At 47.7% G+C, this 17,346-nt stretch carries 20 protein-coding genes, 1 tRNA gene and 2 rRNA genes; all 23 read right to left on the bottom strand.

Annotated elements, in window-relative coordinates:
- A partial coding sequence (locus tag LZ11_RS13195) for a helix-turn-helix domain-containing protein (protein WP_170240372.1) occupies positions 1-146 on the bottom strand: 146 nt, incomplete at its 3' end.
- Between the two features lie 124 nt (positions 147-270).
- Positions 271-492 carry a helix-turn-helix domain-containing protein gene (locus tag LZ11_RS11115; RefSeq protein WP_148867945.1) on the bottom strand — a complete coding sequence of 74 codons (222 nt, stop codon included), beginning with the start codon at positions 490-492 and terminating at the stop codon, positions 271-273.
- Between the two features lie 107 nt (positions 493-599).
- Complete coding sequence (gene secF / locus LZ11_RS11110; RefSeq protein ID WP_148867944.1) at positions 600-1,472, bottom strand: protein translocase subunit SecF; 873 nt, start codon at positions 1,470-1,472, stop codon at positions 600-602.
- Positions 1,473-1,484: 12 nt separating this feature from the next.
- Positions 1,485-2,726 (bottom strand): protein translocase subunit SecD, encoded by a 1,242-nt coding sequence (gene secD / locus LZ11_RS11105; RefSeq protein ID WP_148867943.1) that lies wholly within the window; start codon positions 2,724-2,726, stop codon positions 1,485-1,487.
- 105 nt (positions 2,727-2,831) lie between these two features.
- Positions 2,832-2,984 carry a six-cysteine ranthipeptide SCIFF gene (scfA, locus tag LZ11_RS11100; protein WP_148867942.1) on the bottom strand — a complete coding sequence of 51 codons (153 nt, stop codon included), beginning with the start codon at positions 2,982-2,984 and terminating at the stop codon, positions 2,832-2,834.
- Between the two features lie 81 nt (positions 2,985-3,065).
- The gene (locus tag LZ11_RS11095) at positions 3,066-3,449 is read right to left on the bottom strand and encodes a TIGR04086 family membrane protein (protein ID WP_148867941.1); all 384 of its coding nucleotides are present in this window, start codon (positions 3,447-3,449) and stop codon (positions 3,066-3,068) included.
- A 74-nt stretch (positions 3,450-3,523) separates the two neighbouring features.
- Positions 3,524-3,808, bottom strand: a complete 285-nt coding sequence (yajC, locus tag LZ11_RS11090; protein ID WP_148867940.1) for a preprotein translocase subunit YajC — start codon at positions 3,806-3,808, stop codon at positions 3,524-3,526.
- A gap of 66 nt (positions 3,809-3,874) precedes the next feature.
- Positions 3,875-4,981, bottom strand: coding sequence for a tRNA guanosine(34) transglycosylase Tgt (gene tgt / locus LZ11_RS11085; RefSeq protein ID WP_148867939.1), 1,107 nt, complete (start codon positions 4,979-4,981; stop codon positions 3,875-3,877).
- On the bottom strand, positions 4,978-5,430 hold the full coding sequence (locus tag LZ11_RS11080; RefSeq protein WP_148867938.1) for a hypothetical protein: 453 nt from the start codon (positions 5,428-5,430) through the stop codon (positions 4,978-4,980). The genes tgt and LZ11_RS11080 overlap by 4 nt, the downstream gene beginning before the upstream one ends.
- Positions 5,431-5,441: 11 nt before the next feature.
- Positions 5,442-6,467, bottom strand: a complete 1,026-nt coding sequence (queA, locus tag LZ11_RS11075) for a tRNA preQ1(34) S-adenosylmethionine ribosyltransferase-isomerase QueA (RefSeq protein ID WP_148867937.1) — start codon at positions 6,465-6,467, stop codon at positions 5,442-5,444.
- 20 nt (positions 6,468-6,487) lie between these two features.
- The gene (locus LZ11_RS11070) at positions 6,488-7,858 is read right to left on the bottom strand and encodes a SpoIID/LytB domain-containing protein (protein WP_148867936.1); all 1,371 of its coding nucleotides are present in this window, start codon (positions 7,856-7,858) and stop codon (positions 6,488-6,490) included.
- 13 nt (positions 7,859-7,871) lie between these two features.
- Positions 7,872-8,084 (bottom strand): DUF2905 domain-containing protein, encoded by a 213-nt coding sequence (locus LZ11_RS11065; protein WP_148867935.1) that lies wholly within the window; start codon positions 8,082-8,084, stop codon positions 7,872-7,874.
- 1 nt (position 8,085) lies between these two features.
- Positions 8,086-9,102 (bottom strand): Holliday junction branch migration DNA helicase RuvB, encoded by a 1,017-nt coding sequence (ruvB, locus tag LZ11_RS11060; protein ID WP_148867934.1) that lies wholly within the window; start codon positions 9,100-9,102, stop codon positions 8,086-8,088.
- A gap of 8 nt (positions 9,103-9,110) precedes the next feature.
- Positions 9,111-9,695 carry a Holliday junction branch migration protein RuvA gene (ruvA, locus tag LZ11_RS11055; RefSeq protein ID WP_148867933.1) on the bottom strand — a complete coding sequence of 195 codons (585 nt, stop codon included), beginning with the start codon at positions 9,693-9,695 and terminating at the stop codon, positions 9,111-9,113.
- Positions 9,668-10,210 (bottom strand): crossover junction endodeoxyribonuclease RuvC, encoded by a 543-nt coding sequence (ruvC, locus tag LZ11_RS11050; RefSeq protein WP_148867932.1) that lies wholly within the window; start codon positions 10,208-10,210, stop codon positions 9,668-9,670. The genes ruvA and ruvC overlap by 28 nt, the downstream gene beginning before the upstream one ends.
- A gap of 97 nt (positions 10,211-10,307) precedes the next feature.
- Positions 10,308-10,862 (bottom strand): BofC C-terminal domain-containing protein, encoded by a 555-nt coding sequence (locus LZ11_RS11045; RefSeq protein ID WP_148867931.1) that lies wholly within the window; start codon positions 10,860-10,862, stop codon positions 10,308-10,310.
- A 63-nt stretch (positions 10,863-10,925) separates the two neighbouring features.
- Entirely contained in the window at positions 10,926-11,654 is a 729-nt protein-coding gene (locus LZ11_RS11040) for a YebC/PmpR family DNA-binding transcriptional regulator (RefSeq protein ID WP_148867930.1), read from the bottom strand.
- A gap of 103 nt (positions 11,655-11,757) precedes the next feature.
- Entirely contained in the window at positions 11,758-12,471 is a 714-nt protein-coding gene (locus tag LZ11_RS11035) for an NAD+ synthase (protein WP_148867929.1), read from the bottom strand.
- A 21-nt stretch (positions 12,472-12,492) separates the two neighbouring features.
- A complete protein-coding gene (locus LZ11_RS11030; protein WP_148867928.1) occupies positions 12,493-13,131 on the bottom strand; it encodes a YigZ family protein in 639 nt (212 codons plus the stop codon).
- 128 nt (positions 13,132-13,259) lie between these two features.
- Positions 13,260-13,946, bottom strand: coding sequence for a spore cortex-lytic enzyme (gene sleB, locus LZ11_RS11025; RefSeq protein ID WP_148867927.1), 687 nt, complete (start codon positions 13,944-13,946; stop codon positions 13,260-13,262).
- A gap of 328 nt (positions 13,947-14,274) precedes the next feature.
- Positions 14,275-14,349: transfer RNA gene (locus tag LZ11_RS11020), tRNA-Asn, on the bottom strand.
- Between the two features lie 36 nt (positions 14,350-14,385).
- Positions 14,386-14,499: ribosomal RNA gene (gene rrf, locus LZ11_RS11015) — 5S ribosomal RNA — on the bottom strand.
- A 95-nt stretch (positions 14,500-14,594) separates the two neighbouring features.
- A 23S ribosomal RNA gene (locus LZ11_RS11010) occupies positions 14,595-17,346 on the bottom strand; the annotation flags it as partial.

Here is a 17,346-nt window from a genome sequence, read left to right as displayed (position 1 = left end):
TTATCGTATTTTATTACCCAACTGCGAACCTGTTGATAGGAAACCTGATATTTCTCGGCGGTTTCAATGTAGTTTCTGTTATGCTCTAAACAGTATTTTACGATTTCTATACGTTCTTCCAATGTGGTATTACGTCCTTTGGTCATGATTGGTTTTCCTCCTGATCCCGAAGATTTTAGCCTCTCATGACCATTATACTTCAAAACCCAATCGGATAGTTGCTTTGTTGAGCGAATTTTATATTTCTTGCATATATCTAGTTTTGAAGCATTACCTGAAAGATATTCCTTTACAGCAGCATATTTCAAAACCCGCATTTTTTGAGGAAGAAATTAATCCTGATTTTCCCATTGCTTGATAATTAGAAATCCATTGTTGCACCGAAGACCTGTGAACGTTGTATTCCTTTGCTAACTGATTTTGGTTTTTCCTTCCTTCTAGATAATCGGCAGATAATTTTTGTTCAAATGTAACTTTTGGTTTTCTAGCCATAAAAATATGCCCCCCCTCTGAAGTAAACAGTTTTTATTATTTTAACTGTCTACTACAAGGGGAGCATATCATTGTCGACAGTCTGAAGAGGGTTTTTTAAACCCTCTTTAAGCCCGGGCAGTCTTCTGTTGACCCCTGAACATACTCCACAGGGGGCTTGCTATAAATATTGTTGAATAGGCGCCGCTCACTATTCCTACTATGAGCGCCAGCGTGAAATCTTTAATGGTTTCACCGCCCAAAAAGTAGAGCGCAATTATCGAAAGAAGCGTTGTAATAGATGTGTTTATGGATCTGGCCATTGTTTGAACTATACTCGTATTGGCTATCTCATCGAACGATGCTTTACCCATAATTTTTAGATTTTCGCGGATCCTGTCAAAAATTACTATCGTGTCGTTTATTGAATAACCCACTACCGTGAGTATGACCGCTATAAACGTGCTGTCAACGGGTATATTGAAAATGGAGTAAAAGCTTATCATTACAAGGACATCATGAACTAGCGCTAGGATCGCCGCCACACCCGACTTGAACTCGAAGCGAAATGTTACATAAATCAGTACTCCGATATTTGCGATCAGAAGGGCTATCAAAGCCTGCCTTTGAAGCTCTTTACCTATGACGGCGTCCACCTTTTCCGCACGGATCAATTGAGCCTGAGGCCACTTTTGCCTTATGGACTCAGTTATCTTTTTCTGCTGGTCGGCCGACAGGATGACAGTTCTGACGATTAACTCCTGGCGGTCATCCCCCGCCTCTTTCACTTCAAAAGTCCTTAAATTAAAGCTGCCGATAAGCTCCCTCGCTTCGTTAAGGCTGTAAGGCTGGCCTATATTGTAATGCAGTATATCGCCTCCGGTAAAATCTATACCCCAGTTCAAGCCGCGAGTGCCGAGGGAAAATAACCCCAGGGCGATCACAGCCAGAGATATACTCATCCATAGCCATTTTCTTTCCATTATCCTGTATATTCTCACTGTCTCCACCCCCTATGCGCTGAAAAGTTTTTTGTTGGTAAAAAGCCTGGTATTTATCAGGTTGACCAGCAGTATTCTTGTAACAACTATAGCGGTAAATAGGCTGGCAATGTTACCGATGATTAAAGTCACTGCGAATCCTTTTATAGGACCTGTACCAAAATAAAACAGCACCAGCGCCGAAATGATTGTGGTTAAATTTGAATCGAAGATGGTGGTCAGAGCCCTGCTAAAGCCCGCATCCATGGCTGCCCTTAATGTCTTGCCGCTTCTCAGTTCTTCTTTGAACCTTTCGAAGATAAGTACGTTAGCATCAACAGCCATACCCACCGAAAGTATAAAGCCCGCAATACCCGGTAACGTCAAGGTGGCATCGAGCGTAATAAATACTATCAGCACGAGCATTATATAAAACATCAGCGCTAAATCTGCTACAAGCCCCGGTATCCTGTAATAAAGGATCATGAAAGCCATGACTAAAACAACGCCTATCATACCCGCTCTAAGGCTTTTAGCCAGAGAATCCGCTCCAAGGGTCGGACCTACCGCCCTTATCTCTCTCTGCTCCAGGTCTACCGGGAGAGCGCCACCCCTGATAAGCGCGGCGAGCTGAGCGGCTTCGTCTATGCTTGAAAGACCCTCTATGACAGCTTCACCGTTGGTAATAACAGACCTGACAATGGGGGCCGAAATGATTTCTCCGTCCAGCACTATGGCTATGGGCTTATCGAGAAACTTCTGGGTAGCTTCTGCAAATTTCTTCGCCCCCTCTGAATCCAGCTTGAGGCTTACCATAGGTGTGTTTAAATTACCGTATACGGCCCTGGCGTCACTGACGTTGTCGCCGGTCAGTATAACCTTCTGATCGGGGCCGATAAACTGCAGGGAAGCGGTTTTCCCTATCACTTCAAGAGCTTTCTGGGAGTCCTTTACACCGGGGAGTTCTACTCTTATCCTGTTCTCTCCCTGCCTCACAACGATGGGCTCCGCTACTCCCAGCTGGTCAACTCTTCTTGCTATCACTTCTTTCGCTGCGTTCATCTTTTCATCGGTGATCGTCTGACCGGGTCTTGGTTTTGCTTCAAGCAGAACGTAGATTCCTCCCTGGAGGTCCAGGCCCAGTTTGATGGCTTTTTTAACAGGTGCCACCTGGTAGGGGCCTATCTTTATACCGAAAACCAACGTGTAGGCCAAAAAAACGGCTATGAACAAAATTACTGCGATTTTTAATAAGCTCTTGGCCCTTAAACTCATCTATAATTCTCCTCCAATCCGTCATTTACTGCAAGTTTTATTATATCCCTCGCCAGAAAAGCTTGTCAACAAATAATAAATTTAAAAAGGCCTTTTGAAAAGGCCTTACTCTTTTTCCCTCTGGCAAACCTGATTTGCCACTGTACACGAGGTTTTACACGCCGACTGGCAAGATGCCTGGCACTCCCCGCACCCGCTTTTTATAATGGCTTCTTCACTGCATAAATCTCCCTTATGTACCACTTTAATGTGTTTCAACGAAAACTCCCTCCTTTGTGATTATAGACCTTCAAAAATCTCTATAAATTATAACACAAACTTTAAGCCGTGAAAAGGCACTTAAAGATTGACTCCTATCGCTCCGGCAAGGGCTCCAATCAGGAACCCCATAAGTAAATCGACGAACGTACCAGCATCATAACCTGCTTCCCGGGCGATAAAAAACCTCAAAATCATTATAATTCCTACGTACAACAGACCTATGAGCCCTCCGTGAAGCCATCCGGCATAATCCAGGTCCCTTGTGGCATTCAGGCTGCCAATGGCTATACTCAGCGCGCCTATCACAATGACCGCCTTAGGTATTATGTCTTCAGAGATCGCGGTGAAATACAACACTCCGCTCAACGCAAGGAATAAAAATATCGTGAGTAGATAGGCGTTTAATATTCCCCTGAATACCTGAAAAACATTCAACCTTTTTTCGCCGGAAAGAGTTTTCATAAAAATTCAACCTCCCTTTCTATTACTACTTTATTTAGAGCAGGAGGTTGAATATGACAGGAACTCGAATTTTATTACGTCTCTTTTTCAGCTTTTTTGATCACGTTTCCAATGGCTGATCTTGTCACCTTAATTTTAACTTTATCGCCAACCTCCAGGGTCACCACATCGTCTTTAATGTTCAAAATGCGCCCGAAAATGCCTCCTATTGTTATGATTTCGTCACCTTCTTGTAAGCTGTTTAGCATGTTCCTGCGTTCTTTTTCCCTCTTCTGCTGGGGCCTTATGATCAGAAAGTAAAAGATAGCGAATATCAGTATTAATGGTCCGAATTGTTGAATAAAAAGCGATGTGTTCAAGTACAACCACACCCTTCTTTCAAAATAATTTAATACTAAATTTCTATACAGAATTTAAAAATCCTCTTAATCGTAACCGAACTCTTTAAAGAATTCCTGCTTGAATTCTAAAAGATAACCTCCTTCTATCGCCCGGCGTATCTTCTCCATCAGCGTCAATAAAAAGTACAGATTGTGAACGGTGGTCAGTCTTATACCCAGAATCTCGTTGGCGTTGAGGAGGTGCCTTATATAGGCTCTGGTGTAATTTTTACAGACATAACAATCACACTCGGGGTCCAGAGGTGAGAAATCTCTAGCGTAGGCGGCGTTTCTTACAACTAGTTTGCCCCTGGCCGTAAAAACTGTTCCATGCCGGGCTATTCTGGTAGGCAGGACACAGTCGAACATATCTATTCCCCTTATTATGCCTTCAAATATCGCATCGGGAGAACCGACTCCCATAAGGTACCGGGGTTTATCTTCCGGTAACAGGGGAACCGTATAATCCAGTACCTCGTACATATACTCTTTCGGCTCTCCAACGCTCAATCCTCCCACTGCATAGCCTTTAAAGTCCATAGAAACCAGGTCCCTGGCGCTTTTTTCCCTGAGGTCTTTATAAAGACCTCCCTGTACTATGCCGAAAAGGGATTGCTTTTCGTTCTTATGGTGCTTCCTGCACCTTTCCGCCCACCGCGTCGTCCGTTCCACTGAGTTTTTTACATATTCATAGGTAGCGGGATAGGGGATGCATTCGTCGAAAGCCATTATGATGTCGGCTCCAAGGGAATTCTGGATTTCTATCGACATTTCAGGGCTTATAAAGTGTAGGGAGCCGTCGATGTGCGACCTGAAAGTTACACCTTCTTCTCTTATCTCTCTCAACTCGCCCAAACTGAATACCTGATATCCACCGCTGTCGGTAAGTATGGAGCCCTTCCAGTTCATAAATCTGTGCAGCCCGCCGGCTTCTTCAATTATCCTGTGACCCGGGCGAAGGTAAAGGTGGTAAGTGTTGCTGAGTATGATTTTTGCCCCTATTTGTTCCAGTTCTTCGGGAGTCATGGTTTTGACCGTAGCCTGCGTTCCAACGGGCATGAAAACCGGTGTTTCTATTACACCGTGCGGTGTTTCGAGAAGCCCCGTTCTCGCGTTACAGTCTTCGGCCCGTTTTAATGATTTGAATTTCATTTCACATCATCCTCTAGTTTGTACTCTTTACCTGTTCCCTCGCTCTCGGACCCTAAGCCTTCTTCACCGATTGTCTTCCCGGGAGCGAAAATTTTATTGATTGCAAACAACCCGCCTATGGATATTATTCCCAGGAAAAGATCGAACATTGTCGTAGCTTCTATAATCATCTTTCTGGCCGTTGCAAAAAGCAAAACCTCGATAACGCTTGACGGCGTGTGCTGCACCAGCATTATAACCAGCTCAAGACCTATTACCAGCAGCAGCGTGTGGCCCAGAAAAGTTTTTAACAGTGAAAACGTCTGTAACGGAGGTGTTAAATATATCATTTTAAAATACCTGAAAAGATCTACAGAACCAACTATTACGCCGAAGACGATAAATATTGCAAGCACTACTTCTAAAATAAAAACCCCTTTTATTATATATTTGCCAGCTTTATCTTTCATTTATCCGCCTCCTAAATTATAAGCATGGCATCGCCAAAACTATAGAATCTATACCTTTTATCGATAGCCTCACGGTACGCTGCCATGATTAAATCACGGTCGGCAAAGGCGCAGACCAACATGAGCAGGGTGGATTCCGGAAGGTGAAAATTGGTTACCATACCGTCCACTACTTTAAAGCGATAACCGGGATAAATGAAAAGGTCCGTCCACCCGCTAACGCTTTTTACAAATCCCTTTTCGTCGGCAACGGTCTCCAGAGTTCTGGTGGAAGTCGTTCCCACCGCAATGACCCTTTTGCCGCCTTCCTTTGCCCTATTTATAGTCTCAGCGGCATGGCTGCCGACCTCAAAGTATTCGTGGTGCATCTTGTGCTGTTCTACATTCCTCACCTTAACAGGCCTGAAGGTCCCGAGCCCCACATGGAGGGTAATGTAGCAGATTTTTACGCCGGTTTGTTCTATTTTTCTCAACAGTTCTTCGGTAAAATGCAAGCCCGCCGTGGGGGCGGCGGCAGACCCCGGGTTGCGCGCGTACACAGTCTGGTATCTTTCCCTGTCCTTCAACTCTTTTTTTATATAAGGTGGAACCGGCATCCGGCCAAGCTCATCCAGGACCTTTTCGAATATGCCGTCGTAGTAAAACTCCACTATGCGTCCGCCTGCATCGGTATAATCCAGCACCTTTGCCAGCAGTCGTCCGTCTCCGAATACGAATACCGATCCTATCCGCGCCCTCCTGCCGGGCTTTACCAGTACTTCCCAGGTATTGCCCTTGATCCTTTTTAAAAGCACGAATTCCATCCTGCCTCCGGTATCCTTTTTTACGCCCAGCAGTCTTGCAGGTATAACCCGGGTATCATTTAAAACAAGGCAATCCCCCTCTTCCAGGTATTCTGTTATATCCTCAAAGATCCTGTGCTCGAAAATCCGGGTATCTCTTTTTACCACCATTAACCGCGATGTATCCCTTTTTTCCAGCGGCTCCTGGGCAATCAACTCTTCCGGGAGCTCGTAGTAAAATTCCTTTACATCCACAGCCCATCTACTTCTCCTTATCAAAAATCTGCGGCTAAGTCCACGTTATTATAATAGTAAAACAGTATGTCCCTGTAATTGTATCCCTGTTCAGCCATAACCTTGGCTCCCCACTGACTCATACCGACCCCGTGTCCATAACCTCTGCCCTGAAACTCATAATACTGAACTGTAACCGGCACCTTTCTGGACCTGTCCGAACCCGCAAGATACGCTACCCCGCCGGCAGATAACACGGACTTACGGCTACCGGAAACTACTGACACCCCTTCAAGTTGGTACAGAGATTTTCTCTCCTGGCCATTAACTGTTACATACACCATCGCGTCGGTTTTGATTTCAAAAAGGTTACTCTTCAATTGGAAAGCAGCCCTAATGTCCTTCGCCGATAGCACCCTGTCTCCGGAACTCCCCCTTACGAGCATTTTTTTGACCCGGCCTGACTCGCTTTTTTCCATTACCGCCAAATCGTATATCGTTCCGAAACCGCCCGCCTGAACTCTAGGAATTTTTACCGTCCAGGTACTGTTAGGGCTCTGAAGACTAAATTCATCTTTAACAGATTTCAAGTAGGGCAGCTCGGTGCCGAAGGCATCGCCGCTGTCTTCGGTGACACCTCCGCTGTTCGAATGATATAAAGCCAGAATGGGCTCGTCTTTGTATACCAGGACCTGCCCTCTTGTCTGATTCACAGCTTCATTGGTCCGGTGGTTTTCGGAATCATACCCGCCGTAAACCTGGTCGCTCGAGTCACATGTTACGTCGAAGCCTAATTTTTTCCCCTTCAATATATTATTAACCGCATAAGTCCTTGAAGCCACTGCCTGGGCCTTCAGAGCCTCCATCGGCCATGACGGCGGCATTTCGTTGGGCAGGACGCCGTAAAGGTATTCTTCCAGCCCCAATTCATTGATTACGGTTATCCCGCCGTTAGACGCCGGCAGGAATTCTATTACACCCCTGTAATTCTTGCCGTTCAACGAAATTATCCCGCCTTCACGGCCACTGGCGACATAAAGAGGGCTTTCCGACGGAAGGGGAAGAACAAACCCCTGAGAAGCAGAGTCTCCTTTAAATTCTAGATGCTTGCCCGACATCCTTAATCCGTTCATAACACCCAGGGCGGGCACCGATCCGTGCTGGACGTCTACCAGCCTCACGTTTAATTTTTTTTCGGGTACGTTCTGCACGGGGATAAAAGACTCATGCTTTTTTATACCGACCACAAACCCGTCGGGTGATACCAGCGTGTAAGAAGTACCGGCCGTTTTATCATAAAATAGCCCAACTCGGATAACGCCGGGCAATCTTGTCTCAGCCCTTGCCCGGTCGTACGCCGCACCGGCGACAATCATCAATAAAGCAAGCAACGGTAATAACAGTTTCCTCATACTGAACCCCCGGTCATCTTCTGATAATGTTTAAAATTAATGTAAGGATAAGACTTAAAACCAGACCCGTCGCCAGGGGAAAGTAAAAGACGAAATTCCCCCTCCTGACAACTATGTCTCCTGGGAGCTTGCCAAGCCCCATACTCGAAATCAGCAAAAAAACGCCGCCCGTTACTACCATCAATAACCCCGTTAATATCAGGATTTTTCCGAAAGAGCTGAACATCCTATCCCTCCCTTTCGGATTTTTTCCTTTCTATCCCCAGGTGTTCGTAGGCTTTGTCCGACGCTATTCTTCCTCTGGCCGTGCGCACAATATATCCTTCCTGGATGAGATAGGGTTCATAAATGTCTTCGATTGTGGAAGCTTCCTCGTTCAGAGCCGCGGCTATCGAATCTATACCTACAGGCCCTCCTCCGAACTTTTCTATTATTGTCTTAAGGAGCCGCCTGTCATCCTGGTCGAGTCCGCAGGAATCCACCTTGAGGAGTTTGAGTCCTTCTATAGCTACCTCTTCGGTTATGACGCCCTCCGCCTTCACCTGAGCGTAATCTCGTATGCGTTTAAGCAGCCTGTTTGCTATCCTGGGGGTGCCTCTGGAACAGGCGGCGATCCTTTCAGCCGCCTGTTCGTCCAGGCCTATGTTCAGTATTCTTGCAGACCTCAGCAGTATCTTGACCAGTTCCTGTTTTTTGTAAAAATCCAGGTGGCAGCGAATGCCGAACCGGTCCCTCAGGGGAGATGTCAATGCTCCCGCCCTGGTGGTAGCCCCCACAAGGGTGAAGGGTCTGAGATTCAGTCTGATGGACCGCGCGCCGGGGCCCTTGCCGATTATTATATCCAGCGCAAAATCCTCCATCGCAGGGTACAATATTTCTTCAACGGCGGGGTGAAGGCGGTGGATTTCATCGATAAACAGGAGGTCTCTCTCTTCAAGGCCGGTAAGAACAGCCGCCAGATCTCCGGGCCTCTCTATTGCCGGACCGGACGTTATTTTTATATTCACCCCGAGTTCCCTGGCGATTATGTAAGCCAAAGTCGTTTTCCCCAGGCCTGGAGGGCCGTACAACAGAACATGGTCCAACGGCTCACCTCGCTTGAGGGCTGCTTTGACAAAAATTTTCAAGCTATCCTTAACCTGATCCTGGCCTATATAATCATCAAAACTTACGGGGCGAAGCCCAACCTCGAATTCGGATTCATCCGTTCCTTTCAGCAGCGGTGTTACGAGTCTTTCTTTCAAGTTCGACTTCACCCCTCTCTCGCAAGGCGCCTTAGAGCGCTAGAAATTATTTCCTCCACGGTTGTACCTGCTTCAGTTTCATTTAAAACCTGCCGTACCTCGCCGGCACTAAATCCAAGGGCTAAAAGCGCCTCCCTGGCTTCCCATAACGCCGCCTGTCCGGTCTGCGGTTCCGTTTCTGGCGGCAGGTTTTTTACCTTATCCTTTAATTCAAATATGATTTTCTGGGCTGTTTTATTGCCTACACCCGGTACCGATGTGAGGGTTTTTACATCACCAGACATTATGATGGACTTCAATCGCTTCGGTTCCAGCCATGAGAGAATCGAAAGAGCCACCCTCGGGCCCACACCGGACACCCTGTTCAACAGTATAAAGGCTTCCCGCTCGTAAAGTTCAGAGAATCCGAAAAGCTCTGCTCCTTCTTCTTTTACATGCAGACACGTATAGAGCATTACCTTCGAATTTTTTAAAAGTTTTATTTTATTGTACGTGTTAAGCGATATTAGACAGCGAAACCCTAACCCCGCCACATCCAAAATCGCAAAATTGGGGCCGATATCCCTTAACCTTCCTTTGATGTAGTCCAGCATTTCTCAACCTCTTTTAAATCTGTATTCTGCGTTATGTAACGTTTCAGCTTTAACGAATTTACATGGCACAAGGCTACCGCCAGCGCGTCGGCGGCATCGTCCGGTTTGGGGATGGTTTTTAAATTCAGGAGCACCCTGATCATTTCCTGAACCTGCATCTTTTCGGCACGACCGTACCCAACGACGGCCTGCTTCACTTCCAGCGGCGTGTACTCGTATATCTTTATATTCCTTGATGCCGCTGCAAGCAGGGCGACACCCCTCGCCTGTCCCACTACAATGGCGGTCTTAGCGTTTTTATTGAAAAAAAGCTCTTCTACAGCAATTGCTGCGGGCTCATATTTTTCAATTAAATTTAAATAACCCTCATAAATAACTTTTAGTCTTTCCGGAGTGGAAAGGCGCGATTCAGTCTTCAGGACTCCGAAATCCAAAACTTCGAACTCCATCCCGTTACAGCAAACTACCCCGTAACCGCTGATGGCTATTCCAGGATCTATTCCCATTATAACCATAAAATCACCCGATTGTCTATTTCGACACAGGCCTTTTAATTTCCTCTATAAATAAAAAAACATTTCCTCAAGACGTGGTCTCAAGGAAATTTAAAAATTAATGAGTAAGGCCTTCGCGTATCTTTAAAAACTCGTCCCTGCTATTTATAATTATACCATTCTCGAGTAGCCTGCGGTCTTCTTCCTTCAAAATCTCCGCTGGTATATCGGTTTTTTCAAGGACCTTTGAATTTTTCCCCGGCTCGCCCTGGAAAAGGGCTACGTATCCATCGTAAAGCCCAATATAGTAGTGATTTTCGCATATACCGTCCACTTCTCTTTTCAAAATCACCTGACTGCTTGAAAAGCTCTCGACCTTCCACTCCTTAAATTCCTCTTGCAACTGGGTCTTGGTGTACCCCAGAAACTTGTCATCTGCTGAGTTTTCTTTCTGCAACTCGTGACCGCAACCCCTATATCGGGTTACGAAAACGATCTTGGCGCCCGGGTTCAGCTTTTCTTCGGGCAGCTGGAGAGCTTCGGTGTTCCCGGAAATCCTTTCCATGTCCTGCGTTTTATTAAAATCAAGAAAACTTAAAAAAAACCCATACCCGAAGCTAATTACGAGAAAAAACAGAATCAAAAGGCTGTACAAAAGCACTTTTTTAGGCATACCTATTCCTCCTTGCAGCTCTTCGGAGGAATAGTATGCCTCTTTATCAGTAAAATTATACCTTTACTCATCTGATTCGTAATTCGTGTACACGTTCTGAACGTCATCGTGGTCATCAAGGGCTTCCAGTAATTTTTCCATCATCTCGCTGTCTTTTGCCGAAAGGTTTAAAGTGGTTTTGGGCAGGTAGGTAATCTCCGCCGTAGACAGTTCTACACCTTTTTCTTGGAGGAAATTCCTCACTGCTTCAAACCGTTCGGTGGATGTCGTTATTTCTATCGAATCCTCCTGTTCTTCCACATCTTCTGCACCCGCTTCTATCGCCAGCATCATAACCCCGTCTACATCTATGCCGCTGCTTTTTTCTATTATTATAAGCCCCTTTTTTTCAAACATCCACGCAACGCACCCGGCTTCTCCTAAATTGCCCCCGTATTTGTCAAAAATATGGCGGAGTTCTCCAGCGGTCCTGTTTCTGTTGTCCGTCATTACTTCCAGAAGAACCGCCGCACCGCCCGGACCGTAGCCCTCATACAACACCTCTTCCAGGTTTCCGCTGCCCAGTTCGCCGCTGCCTCTTTTGATCGCCCTCATTATGTTGTCATTTGGCATGTTGGCTTCCCTTGCTTTTTCTATTATGTCTCTCAGCTTCGAATTAGCGTTGGGGTCGGGCCCTCCCTCCCGAACGGCTACTATAATCATCTTGCTGAGCTTTGTATATAGCTTGCCCTTTTGAGCATCCATTTTCGCTTTCTTGTGTTTTATATTGGCCCACTTGGAATGTCCTGACATGCGAAATACCCCCTTTGTCAAAAACTCCTCAAATATTTTAGCAAAAAAGCACTTTATTTAAAATATAAAAATTACATGGTTGATTGCTTCCTTTGAGCACCGGCTAGAAGGCTGGTTTAAGGGGCAATTTCCTCTTGTGCTCACTTTTGCGATTCATGCTTTTGATTTTTTCTTCGATTTCGGGCTTCGCCCTTCCGGTCAGGATATAATTGTCCAGTTCTTCATAAGTTATGCCCATTTCACCTTCATCGGTCTGGCCTTCCCAAAGACCCCCTGTAGGAGGTTTTTCTATTATATCCTGAGGAATTCCAAGATAAACGGCCAGGCCCCGGACCTGCTTTTTAACCAGATTACCCAACGGCAGCAGGTCCACTCCTCCATCACCGTATTTTGTGAAATATCCCACCGTCAGCTCGCTTTTATTCCCCGTCCCCACCACCAGATAATTGTTTAAAGCAGCGTAATAATACAGGGTTATCATACGCAGTCGAGGCTTAATGTTGGCAATAGCCATTTTGTCGTCAGACTTATCGAGAATATTCAAAAACTCGTCGTAAACGCTGTTCAATACGATTTTTTTATACGGAATGCCAAACTTTTCTGCCACCTTTACTGCGTCCTCTTCATCTTTTAAATTGCTGTAACACGGCATAATAAGGCCAAGACAGCTTTTGGGAAATGCCCTTTTGCACAGAGCGCCCACTACAGCTGAATCGATACCGCCGCTCAGGCCAAAAACAGCTCCTCGTGCCCCCGCCTCGTTGATTCTTTCCCTCAGCCAATCCACCAGAGAGTCGCACACCTTTGCTATTTCCATATGACTACCTCTCCTTAAGTCTCAAGGTTGGAATTTCACAAAACAGGTCTTAACAAGATCTACCCTAGCTATGTCAACACCCAGCTCTTTGACACAGTTTTCAAATCTGACGATTTCGCTCACTGGAGCATAGACTCGCATCTTTACCTTTTCTCCGTAATTCACATCCCCGATCAAAAAATTATTATTTCTCAGGGCTACCTCCATCCTGCCCAGCTGGGCGTAATCTACTGTTATAAGGTATTCGTTGCACCTTATCATTTTTATTATACCTGACTTTTCCAGTCCTATCTTCGCACTTTGGCTGTAAGCTCTTACCAGCCCACTCGCCCCCAGCAACGTACCCCCGAAATACCTGCTCACAACCACGGCCACATTCTTCAGCCCCATAGACCGTATAACTTCCAGCGTAGGTCTGCCCGCAGTGCCACTAGGCTCACCATCGTCGCTGGACTTCTGGATTTCATCGTTGCCCAGACCGACACAGTATGCGTAGACGTTGTGAGTCGCATTCCAGCGGTCTTTTCTCACGGAATTGATGAATTCTTCCGCCTCCCGGATGGATGAAACAGGCCTAACGCTGGATATAAATTTTGATTTTTTAATTGTCAAAGAACATTCGGAGGCTTTTTCTACAGTGAGAAACTCGTTAAGGTTCATCAGCTCGGGCACCCCGATCTAACTTCAGTAATGTGATACACTTGTTATTATCATAGATTATCCAGGAAAAGTCAATATTCTAAGTAGCAAAGGAGGGCCCTTTAGACCCCCCGTTGCTATACCTTTCGTTATTTATAAAAAACGTGATTTCCTATAGTAGTCATATACTGGCGGGATCTCACCCACGCATTGCTGGTCTTGGCAGGATTATAAAATCCTATAGCTCCGCCCGTCGGGTCATACCCTGCCAGTGCATCCTGAACTGCTCTTCTTGCGGTCTCGTTGGGAGTTAAGTTTATTTGCCCGTCGCTGACAGTACAGTACTGGTAATACCCATTGACCTTCTGAAAAATTACGCCGGGAATTGTATTCGGGTAGTCAGGACTTTTGACCCTGTTCAGGACGGTAGCAGCCACAGCCACCTGTCCGATGTACGGCTCGCCTCGCGCTTCTGCGTAAACCAATTTTGCAAGCAGTTCTACGTCCCGGGCCGAGAACTTTCCGACACTCGATCTGGAGGTTTTGCTAACCCCCATGGCCTTAAGGGTTTGAGGGCCGACAATCCCGTCAACCTTAATTCCTCTCGACTTCTGAAACCTTATTACGGCATTCTTTGTTAGCGGTCCGAATATGCCGTCCACTTTACCGGACCAGAATCCAAGACTGTTTAGCCTGTACTGCAGCTGAGCCACATCCTCTCCCTTGCAGCCCTGTTTAAGTAGCCGATCTCCTAGGGTGAGTGCCATTACAGGCGGTACAATGAGTAAAAAGCATAAAATAGTCAACAATAAAATTTTTAGTACCGTTTTTTTCATGGTTACCCCTCCTTTTCCCTTGAGAGACCGAAGAAGAGTTGCTAAAAGTATACCATAGATAATGGACTTCCCGCAAAATCGATATATGATCATATCTTTTACTATTTTGTTTACAATAACTATTTTATGTCATCTTAACTCTGTATCTTATATATACTGCCTTTTTATCGCCATGATACGGCAATGGCTTGTATTGTCATATGAAGAAAAACCTTCATTTTAGTAACAAAAAAAGCCCGTTTACCGGACTCACACTCACCCTGAAAGATTTTTTATTTTTCCTTTTTAACAAGAAATTATTGACCAGGACTATTACATAAAAATAAAATGGCTCCTCGAGTAGGATTCGAACCTACGACCCTCCGGTTAACAGCCGGATGCTCTACCGCTGAGCTATCGAGGAACACCATTAAGCTAACTTTATTTTATTGTTTTAAGATTTCGGCGGCGACCTACTCTCCCGGGGGACCTCCCCAGTACCATCGGCGCTGGAGGGCTTAACCTGTGTGTTCGGAATGGGAACCGGTGTTTCCCCTCCGCTATGGCCACCGAAATCTCTTTTTCCCTTTCGCACATAACTTATTTTATTACATCTTTTCCTCTGTGTCAATACTACACCCTCAAAATCACACAGTGGGTATGTTTTCTTTGGTCAAGCCCTCGACTGATTAGTACCAGTCGGCTCAAGGCCTTACAACCCTTACACCCCTGGCCTATCTACCGGGTCGTCTCCCCGGTGTCTTACCCCTTTCGGGTGGGATACCTAATCTTGGGGGGGGGCTTCGCACTTAGATGCTTTCAGTGCTTATCCCTTCCGGACTTGGCTACCCAGCTGTGCCTCTGGCGAGACAACTGGTACACCATCGGTCCGTCCACCCCGGTCCTCTCGTACTAGGGGCGGCTCCCCTCAAGTATCCTGCGCCCGCAGCGGATAGGGACCGAACTGTCTCACGACGTTCTGAACCCAGCTCGCGTGCCGCTTTAATGGGCGAACAGCCCAACCCTTGGGACCTACTCCAGCCCCAGGATGCGACGAGCCGACATCGAGGTGCCAAACCTCCCCGTCGATGTGGACTCTTGGGGGAGATCAGCCTGTTATCCCCGGGGTAGCTTTTATCCGTTGAGCGACGGCCTTCCCATCCAGTACCGCCGGATCACTAAGCCCGTCTTTCGACACTGCTCGAGATGTCTCTCTCGCAGTTAGGCCACCTTATGCCTTTGCACTCACCGCGCGATTCCTAACCGCGCTGAGGTGACCTTTGGGCGCCTCCGTTACCCTTTAGGAGGCGACCGCCCCAGTCAAACTGCCCACCTGACACTGTCCCCCAGCCGGCTTACGGCTTGAGGTTAGAACTCCAGCATTGAAAGAGTGGTATCCCACCGTCGGCTCCCCTGACCCTGACGAGTCAGGTTCTACGCCTCCCACCTATCCTGTACATCCAATGCCGAAATCCAATATCAGGCTACAGTAAAGCTCCACGGGGTCTTTCCGTCCAGCTGCGGGTAATGAGCATCTTCACTCATACTACAATTTCGCCGGGCCCCTCGTCAAGACAGCGCCCAAGTCGTTACGCCTTTCGTGCGGGTCGGAACTTACCCGACAAGGAATTTCGCTACCTTAGGACCGTTATAGTTACGGCCGCCGTTCACTGGGGCTTCGGTTCGAGGCTGCGCGGTCTCCCGCTAACCCCTCCCCTTAACCTTCCAGCACCGGGCAGGCGTCAGCCCCTATACGTCGGATTCCTCCTTAGCAGAGACCTGTGTTTTTGCTAAACAGTCGCTTGGGCCGATTCTCTGCGACCCGTTCACCAGCAGTTTCCTACCAGTTACTAGGGCACCCCTTCTCCCGAAGTTACGGGGTCAGTTTGCCGAGTTCCTTAACGAGGGTTCTCCCGTTCGCCTTAGGATTCTCTCCTCGCCTACCTGTGTCGGTTTGCAGTACGGGCACCCTTGACCTCGCTAGAGGCTTTTCTGGGCAGTATGGGTTCAGCCGCTTCGGTACTTTTATTTCCCTCCCCGTCACCCTTCAGCACCACCGGACGGATTTGCCTATCCGGCTTGCCTTTGGGCTTGGACGCGCTCTACCAACCGCGCGCTCGGCCTACCCTCCTGCGTCACCCCTTCGCTCAATCGGTCTCGGGTGGCACGGGATTATCAACCCGTTGTCCATCGCCTACGCATTCCATGCCTCGGCTTAGGCCCCGGCTAACCCTGAGCGGACGAGCCTTCCTCAGGAATCCTTAGGCTTTCGGCGGGCAGGATTCTCACCTGCCTCTCGCTACTTATACCGACATTCTCACTTCCTACCAGTCCACCTAACCTTACGGTTAAGCTTCTGCCCAGCAGGAACGCTCCCCTACCACGATGACCTTTCGGTCACCATCCGCAGCTTCGGTGTAAGCCTTTAGCCCCGTTACATTTTCGGCGCAGCACCGCTTGACCAGTGAGCTATTACGCACTCTTTAAATGATGGCTGCTTCTAAGCCAACATCCTGGTTGTCTCAGCAGTGCCACATCCTTCCCCACTTAGGCTTACTTCGGGACCTTAGCTGACGGTCTGGGCTGTTCCCCTCTCGACTATGAAGCTTATCCCCCACAGTCTGACTCCCAACTAACCTCTGCCCGGCATTCGGAGTTTGATAGGGTTCGGTAACCTCTCGGCCCCTAGCCCATTCAGTGCTCTACCTCCGGACAGGTCCAGTTGAGGCTAGCCCTAAAGCTATTTCGGGGAGAACCAGCTATCTCCGCGTTCGATTGGCATTTCACCCCTACCCACAGCTCATCCCATGACTTTTCAACGTCAACATGGTTCGGGCCTCCACGGAAGGTTAGTTCCGCTTCACCCTGGCCATGGGTAGATCACGCGGTTTCGGGTCTACTGCGCCAAACTGTCGCCCTCTTCAGACTCGCTTTCGCTTCGGCTCCGGAGCTCTTGCCCCTTAACCTCGCTTGGCACAGTAACTCGCCGGTCCGTTCTGCAAAAAGTACGAGGTCGCTTGCGCTCCCTCTGCTTGTAGACACACGGTTTCAGGTTCTTTTTCACTCCCCTCCCGGGGTTCTTTTCACCTTTCCCTCACGGTACTATGCGCTATCGGTCGCAAGGTGGTATTTAGCCTTGGAAGATGGTCCTCCCTGCTTCCCACGGGGTTCCACGTGTCCCGTGGTACTCGGGATGTGCCAGACGGCTGTCAGAGTTTCGCCTACAGGGCTGTCACCTCCTGCGGCCCCGCTTTCCAGCGGTGTTCGGCTACCCCTTCAGCTCGCCTCGCCCTACCGTCGTTCAGGCCCGGCACTCCCTCAACCCCCATCATGCAACGGCGACGGCCTTCTACACATGATGGGTTTGGGCTCCTCCCCTTTCGCTCGCCGCTACTCAGGGAATCGCTTTTGCTTTCTTCTC

Origin of the sequence: Thermosediminibacter litoriperuensis, assembly GCF_008124715.1 — a bacterium.
GTDB lineage: Bacteria > Bacillota > Thermosediminibacteria > Thermosediminibacterales > Thermosediminibacteraceae > Thermosediminibacter > Thermosediminibacter litoriperuensis.
This window is presented reverse-complemented; position numbering and strand designations above follow the sequence as displayed.